Origin of the sequence: Rhodococcus sp. 14-2496-1d (assembly GCF_002259365.1) — a bacterium.
In the GTDB taxonomy this organism is placed as follows: domain Bacteria; phylum Actinomycetota; class Actinomycetes; order Mycobacteriales; family Mycobacteriaceae; genus Rhodococcoides.
Map to the genome: position 1 here is coordinate 56,929 of NZ_NPFV01000030.1, position 16,406 is coordinate 73,334.

Sequence of the window (16,406 nt, forward strand, 5' to 3'; positions counted from 1 at the left end):
TCTGCTTTGTGCGAAACGCACCGATCGGTACGTGGTTTCAAGTACAGCGCCACGTTTTCGATAAGTCAATTCTTTTCACGTTAATTCCAAATGTTCGGAAAGTGATTCCCGTAACAATATAATTTCAGTTCGAGCGCAGATATACCGCCAGTAATTCGAGCACTATTGTGAGCCTGTGCACACGGTTAAGTGCACAGGCTCGCAATAGTGCGTTCAGCTATTTGATGCCGATCTGATGCGGTCAGTGGGGTTGTCGGGCGTCGAGCCACTGGTCGAGCGAGTCGAAGACGATGGCGGCGTTCCGTGCGTGGCCCATGTAATGGCCTGCGTGAGGAATCGTGATCGCCTTTCTGTCCGATGTTCCGGTGAACGATGCAATATGTTCGTCACCGAATTGCACGCGTGCGTCGTCCTGTCCGTAGAGGCCGAGAACTGGAATGTCTATGCTCGACATTTTGGCCAGGTCGAGAAGAATTCCGGGGCCTTGTGAAAGCATGTCGCCGCACGGGTGTTGGTTCTGATAGGGCGCTGCTGTATCGATTACTTGTTGTTCGGTATCGGCATAGTTTCCTGTCACGAATTCAGTGGTTCCTTGGTCGTAAAAGGTGTAGCCCTTGGCGGCGGGATTGTTTTCCGATGCCGAGCCTCCGGTGAGGCAGCGTGGTGTGGCGGCGAAGAATCTGACGTAGGCCTCGGGTGTCAGTCCGCGATCGGCCCAGTCCATGACGACGAGAGCGTCGACGTCGTCGAAGGTGTAGGCCTCGATCTGGACGATCTGCCCGCCGTTCGACTGGCCGGCGAGGGTGATGTGCCCGAAGGTGGGGGCCGTTCCGGATGCATCCCATTGATAGGTGCCGGTACGCAGCGCTTGGACGATCTGATGGGCCATCGTTGCTTGGGACCCCACGCACATGGCCCCGCCTGCCGGAGCGTCGCTCGTGTCGTATCCGAGTCTGTCGATCGTCAGTGAGGTCTGTCCGCGAGCGGCCATTTCGTAGGTGTGGTGGTATCCCTCGACTGGAAGACGCCAGTACCATTCGCCGGCTGCGATGCCGTGTTCGTAGAGGGTGATGGCGTTGCCGAAACCCTCTGCGGGAGCGGTGAGATGGCCACGGATGGTGTAGGTTCCGCCGTCGGCGGTGCACGGGACGGCTGTGTCGTTGGTGTTGCGGACTGTGAAGGACACCGGTACGTCGATCACGTCCGATCGGGTCGGCTGCGCGGAGGCGATGGCCGTTCCACCGAGAAAGATGGCGGTCGACGCGACGGTTATCGCAATCGCGGCGAGGAGCCGTGAGAGGGGGTGATGGCGGCTGTCGAGCATGGGGTACTCCGATCGGGGCGGGGATGTGGTGGCTGGGAGCGTGCGAGTGCAGTGCTCATACAGGGGTTTTGGGTCTTCCAGGGTCGACTTCGGTACCAGGTGTATCGACGCGTGGAGCATCGGTGATGCCGATGAGCTGGTGCAGGCGTGCCAGTGGGCGCGGTGCCCACCAGTTCCAGCGGCCGGTCAGGGCCATGATGGAGGGGACGAGGATCGCTCGGATGACGGTGGCGTCGATCAGGACCGCCAGTGCCATGCCGATTCCGAGTTGCTGAAGGAAGGTCACCCCGGAAGTGGCGTAGGTGGCGAAGGATGCGGCCAGGATGAGAGCTGCTGCGGTGACGACGGGTGCGGAGCGTGAGATGCCATCGATGATGGATTGGCGATTGTCTCCGGTACGGTCGAATTCTTCTTTGATGCGCGAGAGCAGGAAGACTTCGTAGTCCATCGACAGGCCGTAGGCGATGCAGAACATCAGGATGGGGATGCTCGGCTCGATGGCACCGGTAGGGGTGAAACCCAGCAGCCCAGCAAGATTGCCGTTCTGAAAACCCCACACCAGGACACCGAACATGACCGTCAGTGACAGCAGATTCAGAATGGTGGCTTTGATGGGGGCGATGATCGATCCGGTCATCACGAACAGAATGGCGAAGGTGATCAGTGCAATGAGCACGGCCACGAGCGGGAGCCGGGCGGTGACGCCGTCGGTGTAGTCGTCGAGCATCGCGGGTGAGCCGCCGACGAGTACCTGGCCGGGAGGCTCCACCGACCGTACCGCGGAGACGAATCCGGCTCTGTCGTCCAGTGATTCGCGAGTCGGTACCACCGAGAGGTAGCTGCCTGCGGTGTCGGGAGTGAAACGGACGGCGCCGTTCGGTGGAGCAGTGAGCGCCCTGTCGGGTTCGACGGTGCCCAGTGCGCTGTCCACTCGTAGCACCTGGGGCAGTGCTGCGAGATCGGAGGCGTACCGAGCGAGGCCGTCCGGTGCGATGGTCGGTGCGACGAGCAGAATTGCGTCTGCATCCTCGCTGGCGTAGTCGTCGCGGATGGTGTCGTACAGGGCGCGGACCGGAACCGACTGCGGCAGGATGCGATCGTCCGGTGCGCCGAACCGAACGCCTAGTACCGGCGCTCCGAGCAGTATCAAGATCACCACACCGGCGATCGCGAACACTGCAGGTCGGCCGGTCGTGGCCACGGTGATCCGCCGCCACACGGTACTTCCGTCGGTGTCCGGTTCCTTGCGCCGTAAGGCGCGGTGCCCGAGCAGCACCAATGCGGCCGGGAGTACGACCGTAGCGGCGAGCACGGCGGTGGCGACGACGGCTATCCCGGCGTAGGCGAACGAGGCCAGGAACGGGAACGGGAAGACCAGCAGAACGGCCAGTGACGCGGCGACGGTGGCGCCGGAGAACATGATGGTGCGTCCGGCTGCCTGCGCTGCTCGCTGCACGGCCAACGTCAGGTCAGCGGTGCGGCGGGCTTCCTCTCGGAAGCGGTAGATCAGGAACAGTCCGTAATCGACGCCGAGTGCAATGCCCATCACCAGCGCGATGTTCGCCGCGAAGGTCGATACTTCGGTGAAGGCTGCCACCACGCGCATGATGGCCAGGGTGCCGACGACGGAGAACAGTCCGGTTGCGAAGACCACTGCGGCGAGACGGAGCCGCCGTAGGACGGCCCACAACAGTGCGATCACCAGCGGGGCGATGATCAGCTCTGCTCGGAGAAAGTCGGTCCTGGATTGTTCTGCGACGGAGCGGAACACCTCGTCGCTGCCGCCGAGAGCGATGTCGATGTTCGAGGTAGCCGACCGGCTGAGTGCCTCGTCGAGAGCGGGAAGGACCTGTTGCCGGATTTCGGTGGCGTCGCCCGGTGCCCACGCCTGGATCAGCGCCGAGCTGCCGTCCCCGGCGGCGAGGGTCGGAACCTCTTCGGTCCAGTAGGACCATGTGTCGTCGATGCCGGGGAAGGTGTCGACGAACTCGGTCAGACGTAACCCGTCCGCGGCGACGGCCGAGCTGTCGACGTCGCCGGTCTTCGCGGTGACGAGGATGGTGATGTTGGGTGTGCCGGTCTGAAAGGTGTCGTTGAGCAGCGCCTCGGCTGCCGCAGACGGGGCGTTGGTCGCCTCGAACCTGTTCAGGGACAGTGCATTCATCGCACCGGCAGCGACTGCTGCGAGCACGAGGAAGAGGACGCCGGCCACTACGAGGGTGAGGCCGGGTCGAGTTGTGGCGAATCGGGTGGGCATCGCGGGTCCCCCTGCTACCGTGGATACGAGCGATTGCTCGTGATTTGCGAGAATACGAGCGAAAGCTCGTCTTGTCTACCGGAAAGCCTGGAGTTCACATGCCGAATACCTCGACGCCAACTACCTCTCCTGCACCCAAGCGTCAGGATCGCGGACTCAAGCGCATCGCTGCGATCCTCGACGGTGCGGAGGAGTTGTTCGGAGAAGTCGGGTTCGACGCAGCGACCACGAACGCTATCGCCAGCAAATCGGGCATGTCACCGGGTTCGCTGTACCAGTTCTTCAGAAACAAGGAAGACATCGCCGCAGCATTGGCGGAACGCTACGTCGTGGAGTTGACCGACGCCCAATCGGCCGCGGTCGATCCGCGACCGGACGGCTTCGTGGAATCTCTACCGCAGTTCATCGACCGGGCCGTCGACAATATGGTCGCCTTCAATGCGGCCAATCCGGCTTTCCTGCAACTGTTCTCGCGAGCAGATACCCAGCCTGCCCTGTATACCGCAGTCGTACCATTGCAGAGCGAACTCTCCCAGAGGGTCGCCCAGACCTTGGCCGCACTCGCACCGACCCTGTCCAGCGAACGCATCGACCTCCACGCGCTGGTGGCCTTGCAGATCACCCGCGGAATGATGCCCGTCATCGCCGCAGAAAAAACTAACAAGAAGGACCAGCTCGTGACCGAGCTCAAGGCGGCACTGATTCGTTACCTGTCCGAGGCACTCGCCTCACCCTGACGGAACAGAGACCCGCGCCGCCGCAGGCCGTGCGTACTCCCAGTCTGAAAAAAGCTGCAGCAGTAGCTGTTTTGACGTTTTTCAGTTGTGCTGCCAGCAATCACTGCTTTTCGTACACTATGGGATCCGCGCCGATCGATACTTCGATGCGTGGTGGAGCATTCGGTCGAGGCTCAACGCCCCGCGTCGTATGCTCGGTCAGCGATCGGCGACCTTAGGCGCGCACCCGGCGGCGGACCATGCGACCGGCGTGCATCGCCGCAACTTTGGTCCAATCAGGGTGTGCAATTAGCCGTCACAGCTGGACCGATGACCGCCGGACTCACGCAGGTTCCGGTGTTGCCGCGCCGGTCACCGCATGACCTGGGGGACGGTTCGCTGTTTTTCGTTCTTTGGGTGTGTCGATCAATGCGTTATGTGCAGCATCGCGTACCCAGCCTGTGATTCTGTCGAGGGTTTCGGATGGCAGGTGCCATCGTTGCCAATACAGGGGAATGGTGACGTTGTGGTCGGGGTCGAGGTGAACGAGTGTCCCGTCGGCGAGGTCGCGTGCGATTTGTCCTTCCGGTAGCACGCCCCACCCGAGTCCGAGTCGAGCTGCAGTCAGGAATTCGCGGTTCGATGGGAGGTAGTGGATCGGGGGCTCACGGTGCGCCTTGATCTTGCGTAGATAGGCGTGTTGCAGGTCGTCCTTTTTGTCGAATCGCAGCATCGGGAGGCGGCTGGGATCGCAACCGTCGGAGTCGGCGTCGCGAATGAGTGAGGGTGCGCACGCGGGCCAATAGACCATGGCTCCGAGCGGTTCGACCGTACAGCCAGGTGCTGCGGTGCGTGAGGTCGTCACGGCGGCCATGACCGCGCCTTGACGCAGTAGAGCGTCTGTATGGTCCTGATCTTCGATGTGGAGGTCCAGCAGTATCCGTCGGTCGACGGCTATCGCTTTCATCACCGGTTGGAACCACGTCGAGACCGAATCGGCATTGATAGCAAGTGAAAAGCGCAGCGGTGCAGCAGTATTCGTTGTCGTTGAGCCGCCGCGTAGCTCAGCGTCGGCGTCGACGGTGAGGACTTCGATCTGCCGCGCGAGTCGGAGCAGGGCTTGCCCGTTTCTGGTGGGTAGTACCGGCCTGGTTCGCTGTAGCAGCGCGGCCCCCGACGCTCGTTCGAGCGCGGTAATGCGTTGGCTGACTGCAGAAGACGAGATGTGCAACGCCGTTGCAGCTCCCTCGAACGACCCTGAATCGCAGATCGCGGCAAGTGTGGCGAGCTGATCGTGGTTGTACATCCACAAATACTAAACCTAGATCAGCGATACTTAGGAAACGTGCATCGATGCTGGAGCGGTCGTACCGTTCTTGCCGTGAACAACCCCGTTCTGGCCTATCTCCCCGTCGCTATCGTCTTCGGAATAATCCCAGGTCCTGACGTCATGTTGGCGGTCAAGCACTCGCTTACCGGCGGTGTGCGTCACGGCATCGCCGTAGCTTTGGGTGCGGCGACGGGGTCGATGGCCTGGGGCATCGCTGCGGCCGTGGGGTTGGCGTCCTTGCTCACCAGCGTCCCCGGGGCATTCGACGCGGTACGTATCGCAGGTGCCGCCTACCTGGTGTTTCTAGGAATTCAGAGTATCTGGCAGCGCAAGGGCAGCTTCACCGACGTCGATGCCGCGACTTACAACGCGCACCAGCCGAAGTGGTCGCGAGCGTTCATGACCGGTTTCGTCGCGGACCTGTTGAATCCGAAAATGGGTGCGTTCTACCTGGCGGTGCTGCCGCAGTTCATTCCGCGCGACGGGAACGTTTTCGTTTGGTCCATGCTGCTCATGTCGATCGAGTTCGTGGTGGCGCTGATATGTCTGTCCTCGTACGCACTTCTTGCCTCGTCCGCTCGCCGGTTCTTGGAGAAGGGCCGCTTGGGGGCGTGGCTCGAGCGTGGACTGGGTGTTGTTCTGGTGGGATTCGGCGTCCGGCTGGCCTTCGAGTAAACACCCCCGCCGTCCGAGCCCTTCTCCCTTCGCTCTTTCAACTACTCGACCCGAGCCCGACCTGACTTGATTGTGTAACGACGCCTTGGCCCGGGTCCGCGCCCCGGGCCGTCCAATCCCGCCAGGTCTTGGCTTTGCCGTGCCCTAACCCGAACTTTCCTGTACCGAAACCGAACCATCACGCACACAGAGGGGTACCGATCAATGAGCGAAAAGCTCTGGGGTGGAAGATTCTCCACCGATATCACCGACGATGTACTTCGCTACACAGAGACAGCATCGGTAGACAGCAGAATGCTCGAACACGACCTGTGGCAGAACATCGCTCATGTTCTGATGCTCGGTCGCGCGGGAATCAACACCGAACCCGACACCAAAGCGCTTCTCGCTGGGCTGCTCGACATGGAGAGCAGCCGAGCCGACGGTGGATTGCAGCTCGACGTCCGACAAGAAGATGTGCACCTCAACACCGAATTCATGCTCATCGAACGGATCGGACCCGTCGGCGGCCGCATGCACACCGCACGGTCCCGAAACGATCAGGTGCAGACCGACGCACGCATGGTCACCCGCGAGTGGCTGCTCGATGCCAGCGAAGAACTGCTCATGTTCGTGCAGGATCTGCTCGGGTGCCCCGAGTCGGAACGAGAAGCAGTTCTACCCGGCTACACGCATTCGCAGGCAGCGCAACCGATTTCGGTAGCATTTTGGAAGGCTGCGCACGCACAGGCCTTGCTGCGTGATGCCTCCCGACTGATGGATGCCTGGAAGCGCATCAACATCAATCCGCTCGGCGCGTGTGCGCTCGCCGGAACTACATTCGCCCTGGACCGCGATTACACCTCCCGGCTTCTCGGGTTCGATGCACCGATGGTCAATGCGCTCGATGCGACGTCGACGAGGGACTGGACAGTCGAAGTAGCGGGCGCAGCTGCCAGCGGTGCTGTGAATCTATCTCGCATGCAGGAAGAGATCGTCACCTGGAGCTCGAACGAATACGCTCTCGCCGAAGTGCACGATTCGTTCGCGACCGGTAGCTCGATCATGCCGCAGAAGAAGAATCCGGTGGTTGCAGAACTGGCGCGAGGGAAGTCCGGTCGCGCGGTGGGTGCGCTGGTGCAACTGCTGGTGATGGAGAAGTCGGTCGGTCTCGGGTACAGCTGCGACCTGCAGGAGGACAAACCGGTTTACTGGGGCGCCCTCGATACGTACCTCGACACCATTCGCCTGTGCCGACGCCAGAACCTGCACACCGCGTTCGACGGTGCTCGCGGCAGAGCCCTGTGCTGGGACAACTTCTCGACCGCGACAGAGATCGCCAACATCTTGGTCTCTCGGTTCGACGTTCCTTTCCGCACAGCCCACCGCATCACCGGTGACCTCGTCAACGCCGCCCTCGCAGCCGGTCACACCCTGCGCAACGTCGCGTTCACCACCACTTTCCTCCGCGAGGAACACGACATCGACATCAGTGAGGTCGACATGAAGCAGATATGCGATCCGCTCCACACACTGCGCAGCTACATCTCTGCCGGATCCACCGGACCGACGCGGGTCTCCGAACAGCAGGAGCAAGGCCTGGCCGACGTGACCGACAGACTCGCCGAAATCCGGCAAGCCAGAACCCGCCTCTGGGAGGCGAAGGCGGAATGCCTACGAGCAGCGCGATCCGTCGTCGGCGGCGTGAGCGTGCCCGAACTCGCGATGGAGGTCGGGGTATGAGCATCGTCCTGGCATATTCCGGCGGATTGGACACATCCGTTGCCGTGCACTGGCTCAAAGAGCGCTATCAGACCGAGGTCATCGCGTACTGCGCGAACCTCGGCCAAATCGAGGACCTCGAGGCCGTCTCGAAGCGCGCAACCGCGGCCGGCGCGTCGGAAGTTATCGTCGAAGACGTCCGAGACCTGTTCCTCCACGACTATGCAATCCCGGCTCTCGCCGCCGGCGCTGCATACGAGGGAAAATATCTTCTGGCTGCACCGTTGTCTCGACCGTTGATCGCCGAGCGGCTGGTCAGCATCGCTCGCGAACGCGGTGCATCCGCAGTCGCTCACGGTGCCACGGGCAAGGGAAACGATCAGGTCCGGTTCTACACCTCCGTGCGGGCGTTGGCTCCCGAGCTCGACATCCTCGCACCTGTCATCGATTGGGAAATGACCTCCCGCGGTAGCGAAATTGCCTACGCCGATCGTCACGGTATCGATGTGGGTGTCAGCAAGACGACGCCGTACAGCATCGACACCAATATCTGGGGCACCAGCATCGAGTGCGGGGATCTCGACCTCATCGACCACGCTCCACCGCCCGATGCATGGCAGATCACGACCGCGCCGGTGCAGGCACCGGATCGTCCAACAACGATCACGATCGAGTTCGAAGCAGGCATCCCCGTCGCTCTCGACGGCCGCAAGCTCGACCTGATCGACCTGGTCAGCGAACTCGGGGACACAGCGGCCGCGAACGGTATCGGGCGTACCGAAATTCTCGAGAGCCGCATCGTCGGATTCAAGAGCCGCGGAATCTACGAAGCACCCGCTGCAACAGTTCTTCTCGCTGCACGAACCGATCTCGAAGCACTCGTACTGGACCGAGAGACGCTCCACCACAAGCGGTCCATCGCCGACCAGTACGCAGAGTTGGTCTACTACGGCTACTGGTTCACCGATCTGCGTGCAGCACTCGATGCTTACTGCGCCCGTCTGGCTCACCGCGTGACGGGCACAGTGACCGTCGAGCTGTACAAGGGCTCCGCTCGATGCATCGGCCGGACGTCCCCGAAATACGGCCGATACAGCTCGGCTCTGGCCGATTACGAAGAGGCAGACACCTTTCTACACGAAGCAGGTGCCGGATTCGCGTACTGCTGGGCTCTCCCACTCACCGAAGGAGTTGTCACTCGATGAAAGACACCCGCTCTGTTCTGCTCATCTCCGACGGATCACGGTGGGGCGAACTCGCCCACGACTTTCTCCGCCGCAGATTCGCCGACGTCGACTGGTTTGCCTGGGACTACGGCGATCCAGTAACTCGATCGTTCGATCAGTGGCACGGGTGCGACCTGCTTCTGTCCTTCAAATCGGACTTCATCCTGTCCGAGGCCACACTCGATCGAGTGCGGGAACTGGCCGTGAACTTCCACCCGGCGACCCCGAACTACCGAGGGATCGGCGGATATCGCTACGCGATCGACGACAACCAGACGCAATTCGGGGCCACCTGCCACATCATCACCCCGAAGGTAGATGGCGGTCCGATCATCGCAGTCGACCGATTCGACATCGTCCCAGGCGAATCCGAGACGAGCTTGAGCGAACGCACCGCCGCCGCCGCACTGGCTCAATTCCATCGAATCGTCACCACAATATGCAACGGCACCGCTATCAGCGCCGATCACAGCGAACAATGGGGACAACGTCTCTACACACGCCGCGCCCTCGACGCAGACCGCCGAAAGCGTGGGGAGCTGGTCGAAGCGTGAGAACACTGCACTCACCCTCCGCCACCCACGAGCCCCACGATCGGCCCAGGTCGCCCGAAGCCCATGGCGGTACTGCAGTTCGCAACGGCCCCTTGGCGATCATCGAATTCGACGGTGAAGGACACAACACGTTCTCCACAGACAAGATGCGCGGCATCACCGAGTTGGTCTGGCAGCTAGGGGACACCCCGGATGTCGAGGGGCTGGTTCTGTACGGGGGAGACGGTCGATCCTTCGGTGTCGGCGGTGACTTCAACGAAGTCAAGGACTTCACGGGAGGCTCCGAGGTCAACCGATGGATCGACGCCTGCGTGGACATGTATCGAGCAGTTCTGTCGATCTCGAAACCGACCGTGGCAGTCATCGACAAATACTGCATCGGCATCGGTCTTCAGTTGGCACTGTGCGCCGACTGGCGCATCGGAACGTCGACGTCGGACCTCCGTATGCCCGAGCTCAAGTTGGGTATCTCCTGCATACTCGGAGCTCCGCTCCTGCAACGCCGAGTAGGGCCTGCCGTGGCGAATCGAATGATCATCGGGTGCGATCGATGGCTCGGTACCACCGCACTCTCCGACGGCCTCCTCGATGAACTCGTTGCAGCCCATAGTGACCCGCTCGCTGCAGGATGCACCCGAGCACAGGCACTGGCCGAGTACCAATCGGTGCCGTTTGCCCGCACCAAGGCGTTCGTCAACCACGATCTGCTGCTCGACATGGAACGAGCCCGTATTGCAGCAATAGCCGGCCACCGAGCGGGGTTCGCTGCAGGCGATGCGGCCCAACAGAAGATGCGCACAATTGTCGGAGACAACCCATGACCCCAACCGATCATGGGTGGGTCGTCTTTTCGCACAGCGGCCGCATCCGCCGTGTTGGCGGACATACCGGCCCCGTTCTGAACCGCAACGACGGAACAGTCATGATCACGACGCCGCTGCACGGCGAATGCCGAGTCTTTCTCTCCCGCACCGATGATGCACGGACATGGGCGGTGGGAGCGCAATTCGCGGCGACCGCCGCGAGTGTCGGTCACCGCGCAGGAACCACCACGGCACTTCGCCCCGGGACGACTCTGGTCTGCTCCGCCGACGGAGAGTTGTCGGTGCACCGCGCTGTCCCCCGATCGTCGCCGTCGGGCGGTGTCCCAGGGTGTTCGCTCGAACAGGCCATGGGGTGGCTCGACCATGGATTACGCACTGCAGCAACGGAAATCGCATCGTCGGGTCGTCCCATTCGCTTACTGCTCTCCGGTGGTGTCGACTCCGGACTCCTCGCCTCCTACTTGTGGAGGGCCGGTGCCGACGTCCGTGCACTGACCCTCCGCACACCCTGGGGTGACGAAATCGACGGTGCCTCTCGAACAGCGCGCCACGTCGGTCTGCCGCTCGACGTCATCGACGTCACCGCACAGGAATCGACAGCGGCGATCTACCCGTGCATGCAGCACACTCAATCCGATGATGCAGAAGTCATCACCGTGCATCTGCTGGTGACAGTGGCCTTCGAGTTGGCGCGAGCATGTGGTGCCGACCTCGTGACCGGACTCGGCAGCGATCTGCTCAACGCCGGAAGCGATTTCGGTATGGGCGCAGTCGCCGGCGATCTGAACGAACGTATCGACGACGCCAGCGCATCAGGAATGATGGTGACCGGCCAATTCACCCCAGGGCCGCGCATGTACCACCCGTACTGGAGTCCTGCTCTACTGCACCTTCAACAGAGTGTCCCCGCTCAGCTGAAGACCGTCGACGGCATCGAAAAGTACTACCTCCGCGAGCTCGCGGCCTACCAACTGCCCCGTGAGACTGCGTTCGGGAGAAAAGTCGCAATCCACCAAGGGGCGGGTTTGTCAGCAGGGTTGGACGGCGCGCTCGGAGAACAACTGGCTGCCGTCTGTGCCCAAATCCGGGCACAGACCCTCGATGAGGTCCCTCTGGGAAACCACGATGTTGCGGTCGGCGGTGAGCAGCGGTGACGGCCACCGATCCCGGAGATCTCGCGGCAGTGGCCACCCGGGATGGATTCGCTCTGGTCGGCGACGTCGACTTCGGCAGAAGCGACTTCGAGGTCTTCGTGCAGGGGCTCGGGACTCTCGCCACACATCGGTTCGGCACCGGAAGCGCAGGTCTGCTCGATCTCGACGCAAGCCCGCTACCGGACCGCGTCGTCACCGGGCGCAGTGCCCTGCCTCTGCACACCGACGGCACACTTGTCGGGACCTGTCCCAAATACATTGCGCTGTATTGCAATGCAGTCGATCAGCCCACAGGATCCGGACGCACAGAACTCTGTCTGCAATCGGATCTACTCGATGCAACACTCCCACCGGACCTGAGCACGGTGACCGACGTGGATTGGGAGTACTACGTCACCGACCAATCCCACTTTCCCGACGTCGCGCACCGCTGGCTGTCGATTCCACCTGCAGTGCGATCAGCAACGGGGACAACGCGGTTGAACGTGGCACTCCCGTTCACCGAGGAACGGACCACCCCCGCAGGATGGTCGGTCCGTCTGGCGGGCTCGACCGAAGAAGACAGCCGGGCCGTCTTCGCACGGCTCGACTCCTACCTGCGGGGCAGTACCAGCTTCTACTCGCACGACTGGGCCCCGGGTGATCTTCTCGTCCTCGACAACGAACAGGTTCTGCACGGGCGGACAACGATCGAACCGGGCAGCGTCAGACACTTGTTCCGAGGACAGATCAATGTCTGACGCGCGAGGGTTCCTCGCCGCACTGAACAGCATGCCCCAACAGGATCAGGACGCACTTCACCAGGGACGACGCCATACGACGTTCGGGGAGCTGTCGGCCGCGGCGATGGCATGGCGTGATGCACTGGCACCGGTGATCGACGAAGGCGACGTGGTCGTCGTCGATCATCACCCCGGGGCCGCAGACTTCGTTGCAGCACTACTGGGAACGATGGCCGCCGGCGGCGTGCACCTGGCGAGCCGGACGCGGCATCCAGCATGGGACCGACTGAGCGCACTGGGCCGCCGCTGGCACGCCATTACCGACCACGACATCGACCCCGACCTGCCCGAACTGGCCTCCGTGTTCGATGCAGCAACCCGAAAGCTCCGATACTGCAACCCAACGCGTCAATGCGACGTGACCGAGCACGACACCGTGCGAGGAAGAATCCTCGAAACATCCGGATCGAGTGGTGAGCCGAAATGGGTGTACTGGACCGAGGAATCGCTGTTCGCCGACCGCACCGACTGGTGCCAGCAGCTCGGTCTGACAGCCGACGATGTGATCATCAACATCCACCCCCTCGATTTCGCGCACGGGATGGACGTTCACGTTCTCGCGGGCTTGCTCTCGGGAGCACCCACGGTGCACCTCGACGCCGGTCTCCCGGCCTCTGCCCACGCGAGAGCGATTTGCGACTGGAACGGTACCTATATGAGCGCCCTTCCCTCGCACTACGACGCGATCGCAGCGTCACCGGCGGCATCGGAGCGAATGGGTGAACACCTGACCACCGCACTGACGGGCGGGGCTCTCCTGACGCCGACCACTGCGCGACTGATCCACCAGCGGTGCGGGGTCCACCTACGCAGGCTCTACGGGGCCACCGAGTGCGGCATCATGTGCGCAGATCTGCGGCCACAGTTGCAGAGCGCGGCCGAACTGCGGCCCCTACCCGGGGTGGAGATGCGAGTGCGCCCCATCCACGGAATCGACGCAGATACCTATCGAGTGGGCGAGCCCGAATTCCGCCGAGCGCACCGAGCCGAAGGCTACTGGGGACACCCGGACCGTACACAGAGCGCATTCACGGACGGCTGGTATCGAAGCGGGGACGCGGTGATGGTCCACGACAACGGTGCCATCAACGTCCTGGGCCGCATCGATGACGTATGGACAAACAACCACGGTCAACTCTGTTCGGCAGGCGTCCTGGTCGACGAGATCACCGCACTCGACGAGGTCGACGAGGTCGTCGTCTTCGCCCCAACGGCCACAGGAGCAGACACACCGACGACAGTACTGTGCCGCCTGGCACCCACCGGGGCAGACCTCGGACGAATCCACCTTCGCGTCACCGAAGTGATGAACAGCTGCGGTCTCATCGGAAAGATCACTCTGATGTCCGACTGGCCGAAAACGTCTGTCGGCAAGCCCGACCGGCGCGCATTGCTGGCATGGTGCAGAGCGTCCTGAGTTCGACATCACACGGATCAGAAAGGGCAGACATGAGCGCCGCGTCCCCACAAGGGTTTCACTGCTGGACAACCCATTTAGGACTGGCAGACGAAGGTAAAGACGACTTCTCCATGGTCATCTCCGACAGGCCGTGCACCTCGTCGGTCGTTTTCACGAAGTCACTGTTCGCGGGCCCCTGCGTCACCTTGAGCAAGACCTCGATCGAGCAGACCAGTCCGCGCGGGGTCCTCGTGTTGGCGAAGAACGCCAACGTCGCGACCGGCGCGGAAGGGCTCCGCAACGCCAGCGAGATACGCGCATCCGTCGCACGAACCGTAGGAATCGAACCCGATGCCCTGATAATGGCCTCCACCGGAGTCATCGGAGTGCAATATCCGATGGACACCATCCGCGCCGGACTCGACGGGCTCGGCCAGGGAACACCACTCGACGCGCACGCGGTGGCCCGAGCGATCATGACCACCGACACCCGCGCCAAGGTCTCCGAACGAGCCGTCGGCACCAGCACCATCGTTGGAATCGCGAAGGGCGTCGGGATGATAGAACCGGACATGGCGACCATGCTGTCGTTTGTCTTCACCGACGCCGACGTCCCCCAGGACACGCTCAACCGAATCTTTCGTGACGTTGTCGACCGCACCTACAACTCGGTCTCGATCGACACCGACACCTCCACCAGCGACACAGCGGCGGTCTTCGCCAATGGTGCCGCCGGCCCGGTACCCGATACCGAGTTCGAGCAGGCTCTCGAGGAAGTGTGCACGGATCTGGTGAAAATGATTGCCAGCGACGGCGAAGGTGCGACCAAGCTGATCGTCACTACGGTCTCGGGTGCATCGAGCGAGCGCCAAGCGCGCGTGGTCGGGAAGTCGATCATCAACTCTCCCTTGGTCAAGACGATGATCCACGGTGAAGACCCCAACTGGGGTCGAGTTCTCATGGCTATCGGAAAATGTAGCAACGAGGTGGACATAGAACCCGACAGAATCCGAGTCGCATTCGCGGACATCGATGTGTATCCGAGCTCGTCACTCGACCAGCACGACACCGTCGAGGTGGTTCGTGAACACCTTGCAACTGCCACCGTCGAGATCAACGTAGACCTCGGAATCGGCACCGACACCTGGAGAGTGTTCGGTTGCGACCTCACCGATGAATACATTCGAATAAACGCGGACTACACCACATAGAGATCACTCCAATCACTTCACCAACAGGCCGCAGTAACGTGGAGTGGGCATCCGGCCTCGACGCCTCGACCTGTCGAAGCCGTTACAGCACGTCGCCTGTGGCCGTTGATGTTGCCGGTTCTGCCGGACTCTGGACATGAGCAAATTAAAGACCGAACACGATTCGCGCCGGGGGGCGAAAATGGCTGCAACCGATAGAGAACCTTCAAAAAGGTTCCGAGACAATGCCCATAACGACCGCAATGCCACAACTCTGATCAAAACTTCCGACCACGCATCTAGCGAAGAGCGTAGTCACGAGCTGTACACCGTGTACGGAACCGCGTGTCACGCGCCTGAACGACAGTGTATGACACGACTCACTGCGCGAATAGTCGATGGGGACAGCTTAGCGTCGATTCGGTGCGGACCAGGAGAAATTACTCGTCGACAGGTTGATCTCGAAGCCGATCCACGATTCTCCGTGAGGATTCAATACGTCTTATCGGGCGAAGTAATTCTGTCGCAGAACGGCGTCCAAATATCGCTGAAGAGTGGAGGCATTGGCCTATACTATAGCGATTACAGTTATACAATGACTGTAACCCGTGCCAGCTGTTTAGCGGTAGTCACGTTACGGCAGAGGGTGGGCTCAAGAGAAGACTTCGACGCCGCCTCGGGTCGAGGTCTTCGCGTTGTGCCAAACGCTGAAGGTACGGGGAAAATACTCTCAGATACTTTACATTCTACTTCGAGAGAAATTGGAATGCTGAACACGTTCACGGCTCATAATGTCATCTCAGCCGTTCGATTACTGGCGTGGGAAGGAATGCACCCGCCCCATGGCCACGCACCGCCTGACCAGCAATCCGGCCTCGTAGCGACGGCGCGCTTGATGATCGAGAAGAATCTTTCTGATCCCACGCTCAATCCCGACCTACTCGCGCGCAAACTACATGTATCGGTTCGTCAGCTGCATCGCGCTTTCGAGCGAGAGGAGCGAACTCTGTCCGCTTATATAGCATATGAGCGCATTGAAAGGTGCGCTGCCGATTTGATCGACCCAAGCTTACAACAGATACCGATAGGCGACATCAGTGCGCGGTGGGGGCTTAGTGACCAGTCGAGACTTTCTCGGCTATTTCGCGAGTTGAAGGGTTGCTCGCCTTCGGAATTCAGAAGGTTTTACGCGGAACCCAGCTAATTCGAGAACACATCCACCGATCAATTCCGAGTGGTCAAGACCGGAACGAAGGTTCTCGTACCGGCGCGCC

At 61.5% G+C, this 16,406-nt stretch carries 14 protein-coding genes; 11 read left to right on the forward strand and 3 right to left on the reverse strand.

Annotated features, from left to right (window positions below; genetic code table 11):
- Positions 1–241: 241 nt before the first annotated feature.
- Together CH296_RS25800 and CH296_RS25805 are read right to left on the reverse strand one after the other, a co-directional pair.
- On the reverse strand, positions 242–1,324 hold the full coding sequence (locus CH296_RS25800) for an alpha/beta hydrolase (protein WP_015586115.1): 1,083 nt from the start codon (positions 1,322–1,324) through the stop codon (positions 242–244).
- A gap of 55 nt (positions 1,325–1,379) precedes the next feature.
- Entirely contained in the window at positions 1,380–3,581 is a 2,202-nt protein-coding gene (locus CH296_RS25805; RefSeq protein ID WP_052069823.1) for an MMPL family transporter, read from the reverse strand.
- A 98-nt stretch (positions 3,582–3,679) separates the two neighbouring features.
- Here CH296_RS25805 and CH296_RS25810 point away from each other — a divergent pair, with 98 nt between their 5' ends.
- On the forward strand, positions 3,680–4,318 hold the full coding sequence (locus CH296_RS25810; protein ID WP_015586117.1) for a TetR/AcrR family transcriptional regulator: 639 nt from the start codon (positions 3,680–3,682) through the stop codon (positions 4,316–4,318).
- 322 nt (positions 4,319–4,640) lie between these two features.
- On the opposite strand, the gene CH296_RS25815 is transcribed toward CH296_RS25810, so the two are convergent.
- Complete coding sequence (locus tag CH296_RS25815; RefSeq protein ID WP_015586118.1) at positions 4,641–5,603, reverse strand: LysR family transcriptional regulator ArgP; 963 nt, start codon at positions 5,601–5,603, stop codon at positions 4,641–4,643.
- A gap of 75 nt (positions 5,604–5,678) precedes the next feature.
- On the opposite strand from CH296_RS25815, the gene CH296_RS25820 reads away from it, so the two are divergent.
- The 10 genes from CH296_RS25820 (at position 5,679) to CH296_RS29925 (ending at position 16,336) form a co-directional block, all read left to right on the forward strand.
- A complete protein-coding gene (locus CH296_RS25820) occupies positions 5,679–6,302 on the forward strand; it encodes a LysE family translocator (protein WP_032364998.1) in 624 nt (207 codons plus the stop codon).
- Between the two features lie 204 nt (positions 6,303–6,506).
- Positions 6,507–8,024 (forward strand): argininosuccinate lyase, encoded by a 1,518-nt coding sequence (gene argH, locus CH296_RS25825; RefSeq protein ID WP_052047792.1) that lies wholly within the window; start codon positions 6,507–6,509, stop codon positions 8,022–8,024.
- Entirely contained in the window at positions 8,021–9,208 is a 1,188-nt protein-coding gene (locus CH296_RS25830; protein WP_015586121.1) for an argininosuccinate synthase, read from the forward strand. The genes argH and CH296_RS25830 overlap by 4 nt, the downstream gene beginning before the upstream one ends.
- Complete coding sequence (locus tag CH296_RS25835) at positions 9,205–9,783, forward strand: formyltransferase family protein (RefSeq protein ID WP_032364999.1); 579 nt, start codon at positions 9,205–9,207, stop codon at positions 9,781–9,783. The genes CH296_RS25830 and CH296_RS25835 overlap by 4 nt, the downstream gene beginning before the upstream one ends.
- Positions 9,780–10,604 (forward strand): enoyl-CoA hydratase/isomerase family protein, encoded by an 825-nt coding sequence (locus tag CH296_RS25840; RefSeq protein ID WP_052047791.1) that lies wholly within the window; start codon positions 9,780–9,782, stop codon positions 10,602–10,604. The genes CH296_RS25835 and CH296_RS25840 overlap by 4 nt, the downstream gene beginning before the upstream one ends.
- 101 nt (positions 10,605–10,705) lie before the next feature.
- Positions 10,706–11,761, forward strand: coding sequence for an asparagine synthase C-terminal domain-containing protein (locus CH296_RS25845; RefSeq protein WP_033188359.1), 1,056 nt, complete (start codon positions 10,706–10,708; stop codon positions 11,759–11,761).
- Positions 11,758–12,501: a TauD/TfdA family dioxygenase gene (locus CH296_RS25850; RefSeq protein ID WP_015586125.1), complete on the forward strand. Its 744-nt coding sequence runs from the start codon at positions 11,758–11,760 to the stop codon at positions 12,499–12,501. The genes CH296_RS25845 and CH296_RS25850 overlap by 4 nt, the downstream gene beginning before the upstream one ends.
- Positions 12,494–13,960 (forward strand): class I adenylate-forming enzyme family protein, encoded by a 1,467-nt coding sequence (locus CH296_RS25855; RefSeq protein WP_032365002.1) that lies wholly within the window; start codon positions 12,494–12,496, stop codon positions 13,958–13,960. Before CH296_RS25850 ends, CH296_RS25855 begins: the two co-directional genes overlap by 8 nt.
- A gap of 32 nt (positions 13,961–13,992) precedes the next feature.
- A complete protein-coding gene (argJ, locus tag CH296_RS25860) occupies positions 13,993–15,153 on the forward strand; it encodes a bifunctional glutamate N-acetyltransferase/amino-acid acetyltransferase ArgJ (RefSeq protein WP_032365003.1) in 1,161 nt (386 codons plus the stop codon).
- An 874-nt stretch (positions 15,154–16,027) separates the two neighbouring features.
- Positions 16,028–16,336, forward strand: a complete 309-nt coding sequence (locus tag CH296_RS29925) for a helix-turn-helix transcriptional regulator (RefSeq protein WP_368665489.1) — start codon at positions 16,028–16,030, stop codon at positions 16,334–16,336.
- The last annotated feature ends 70 nt before the right edge of the window (positions 16,337–16,406 follow it).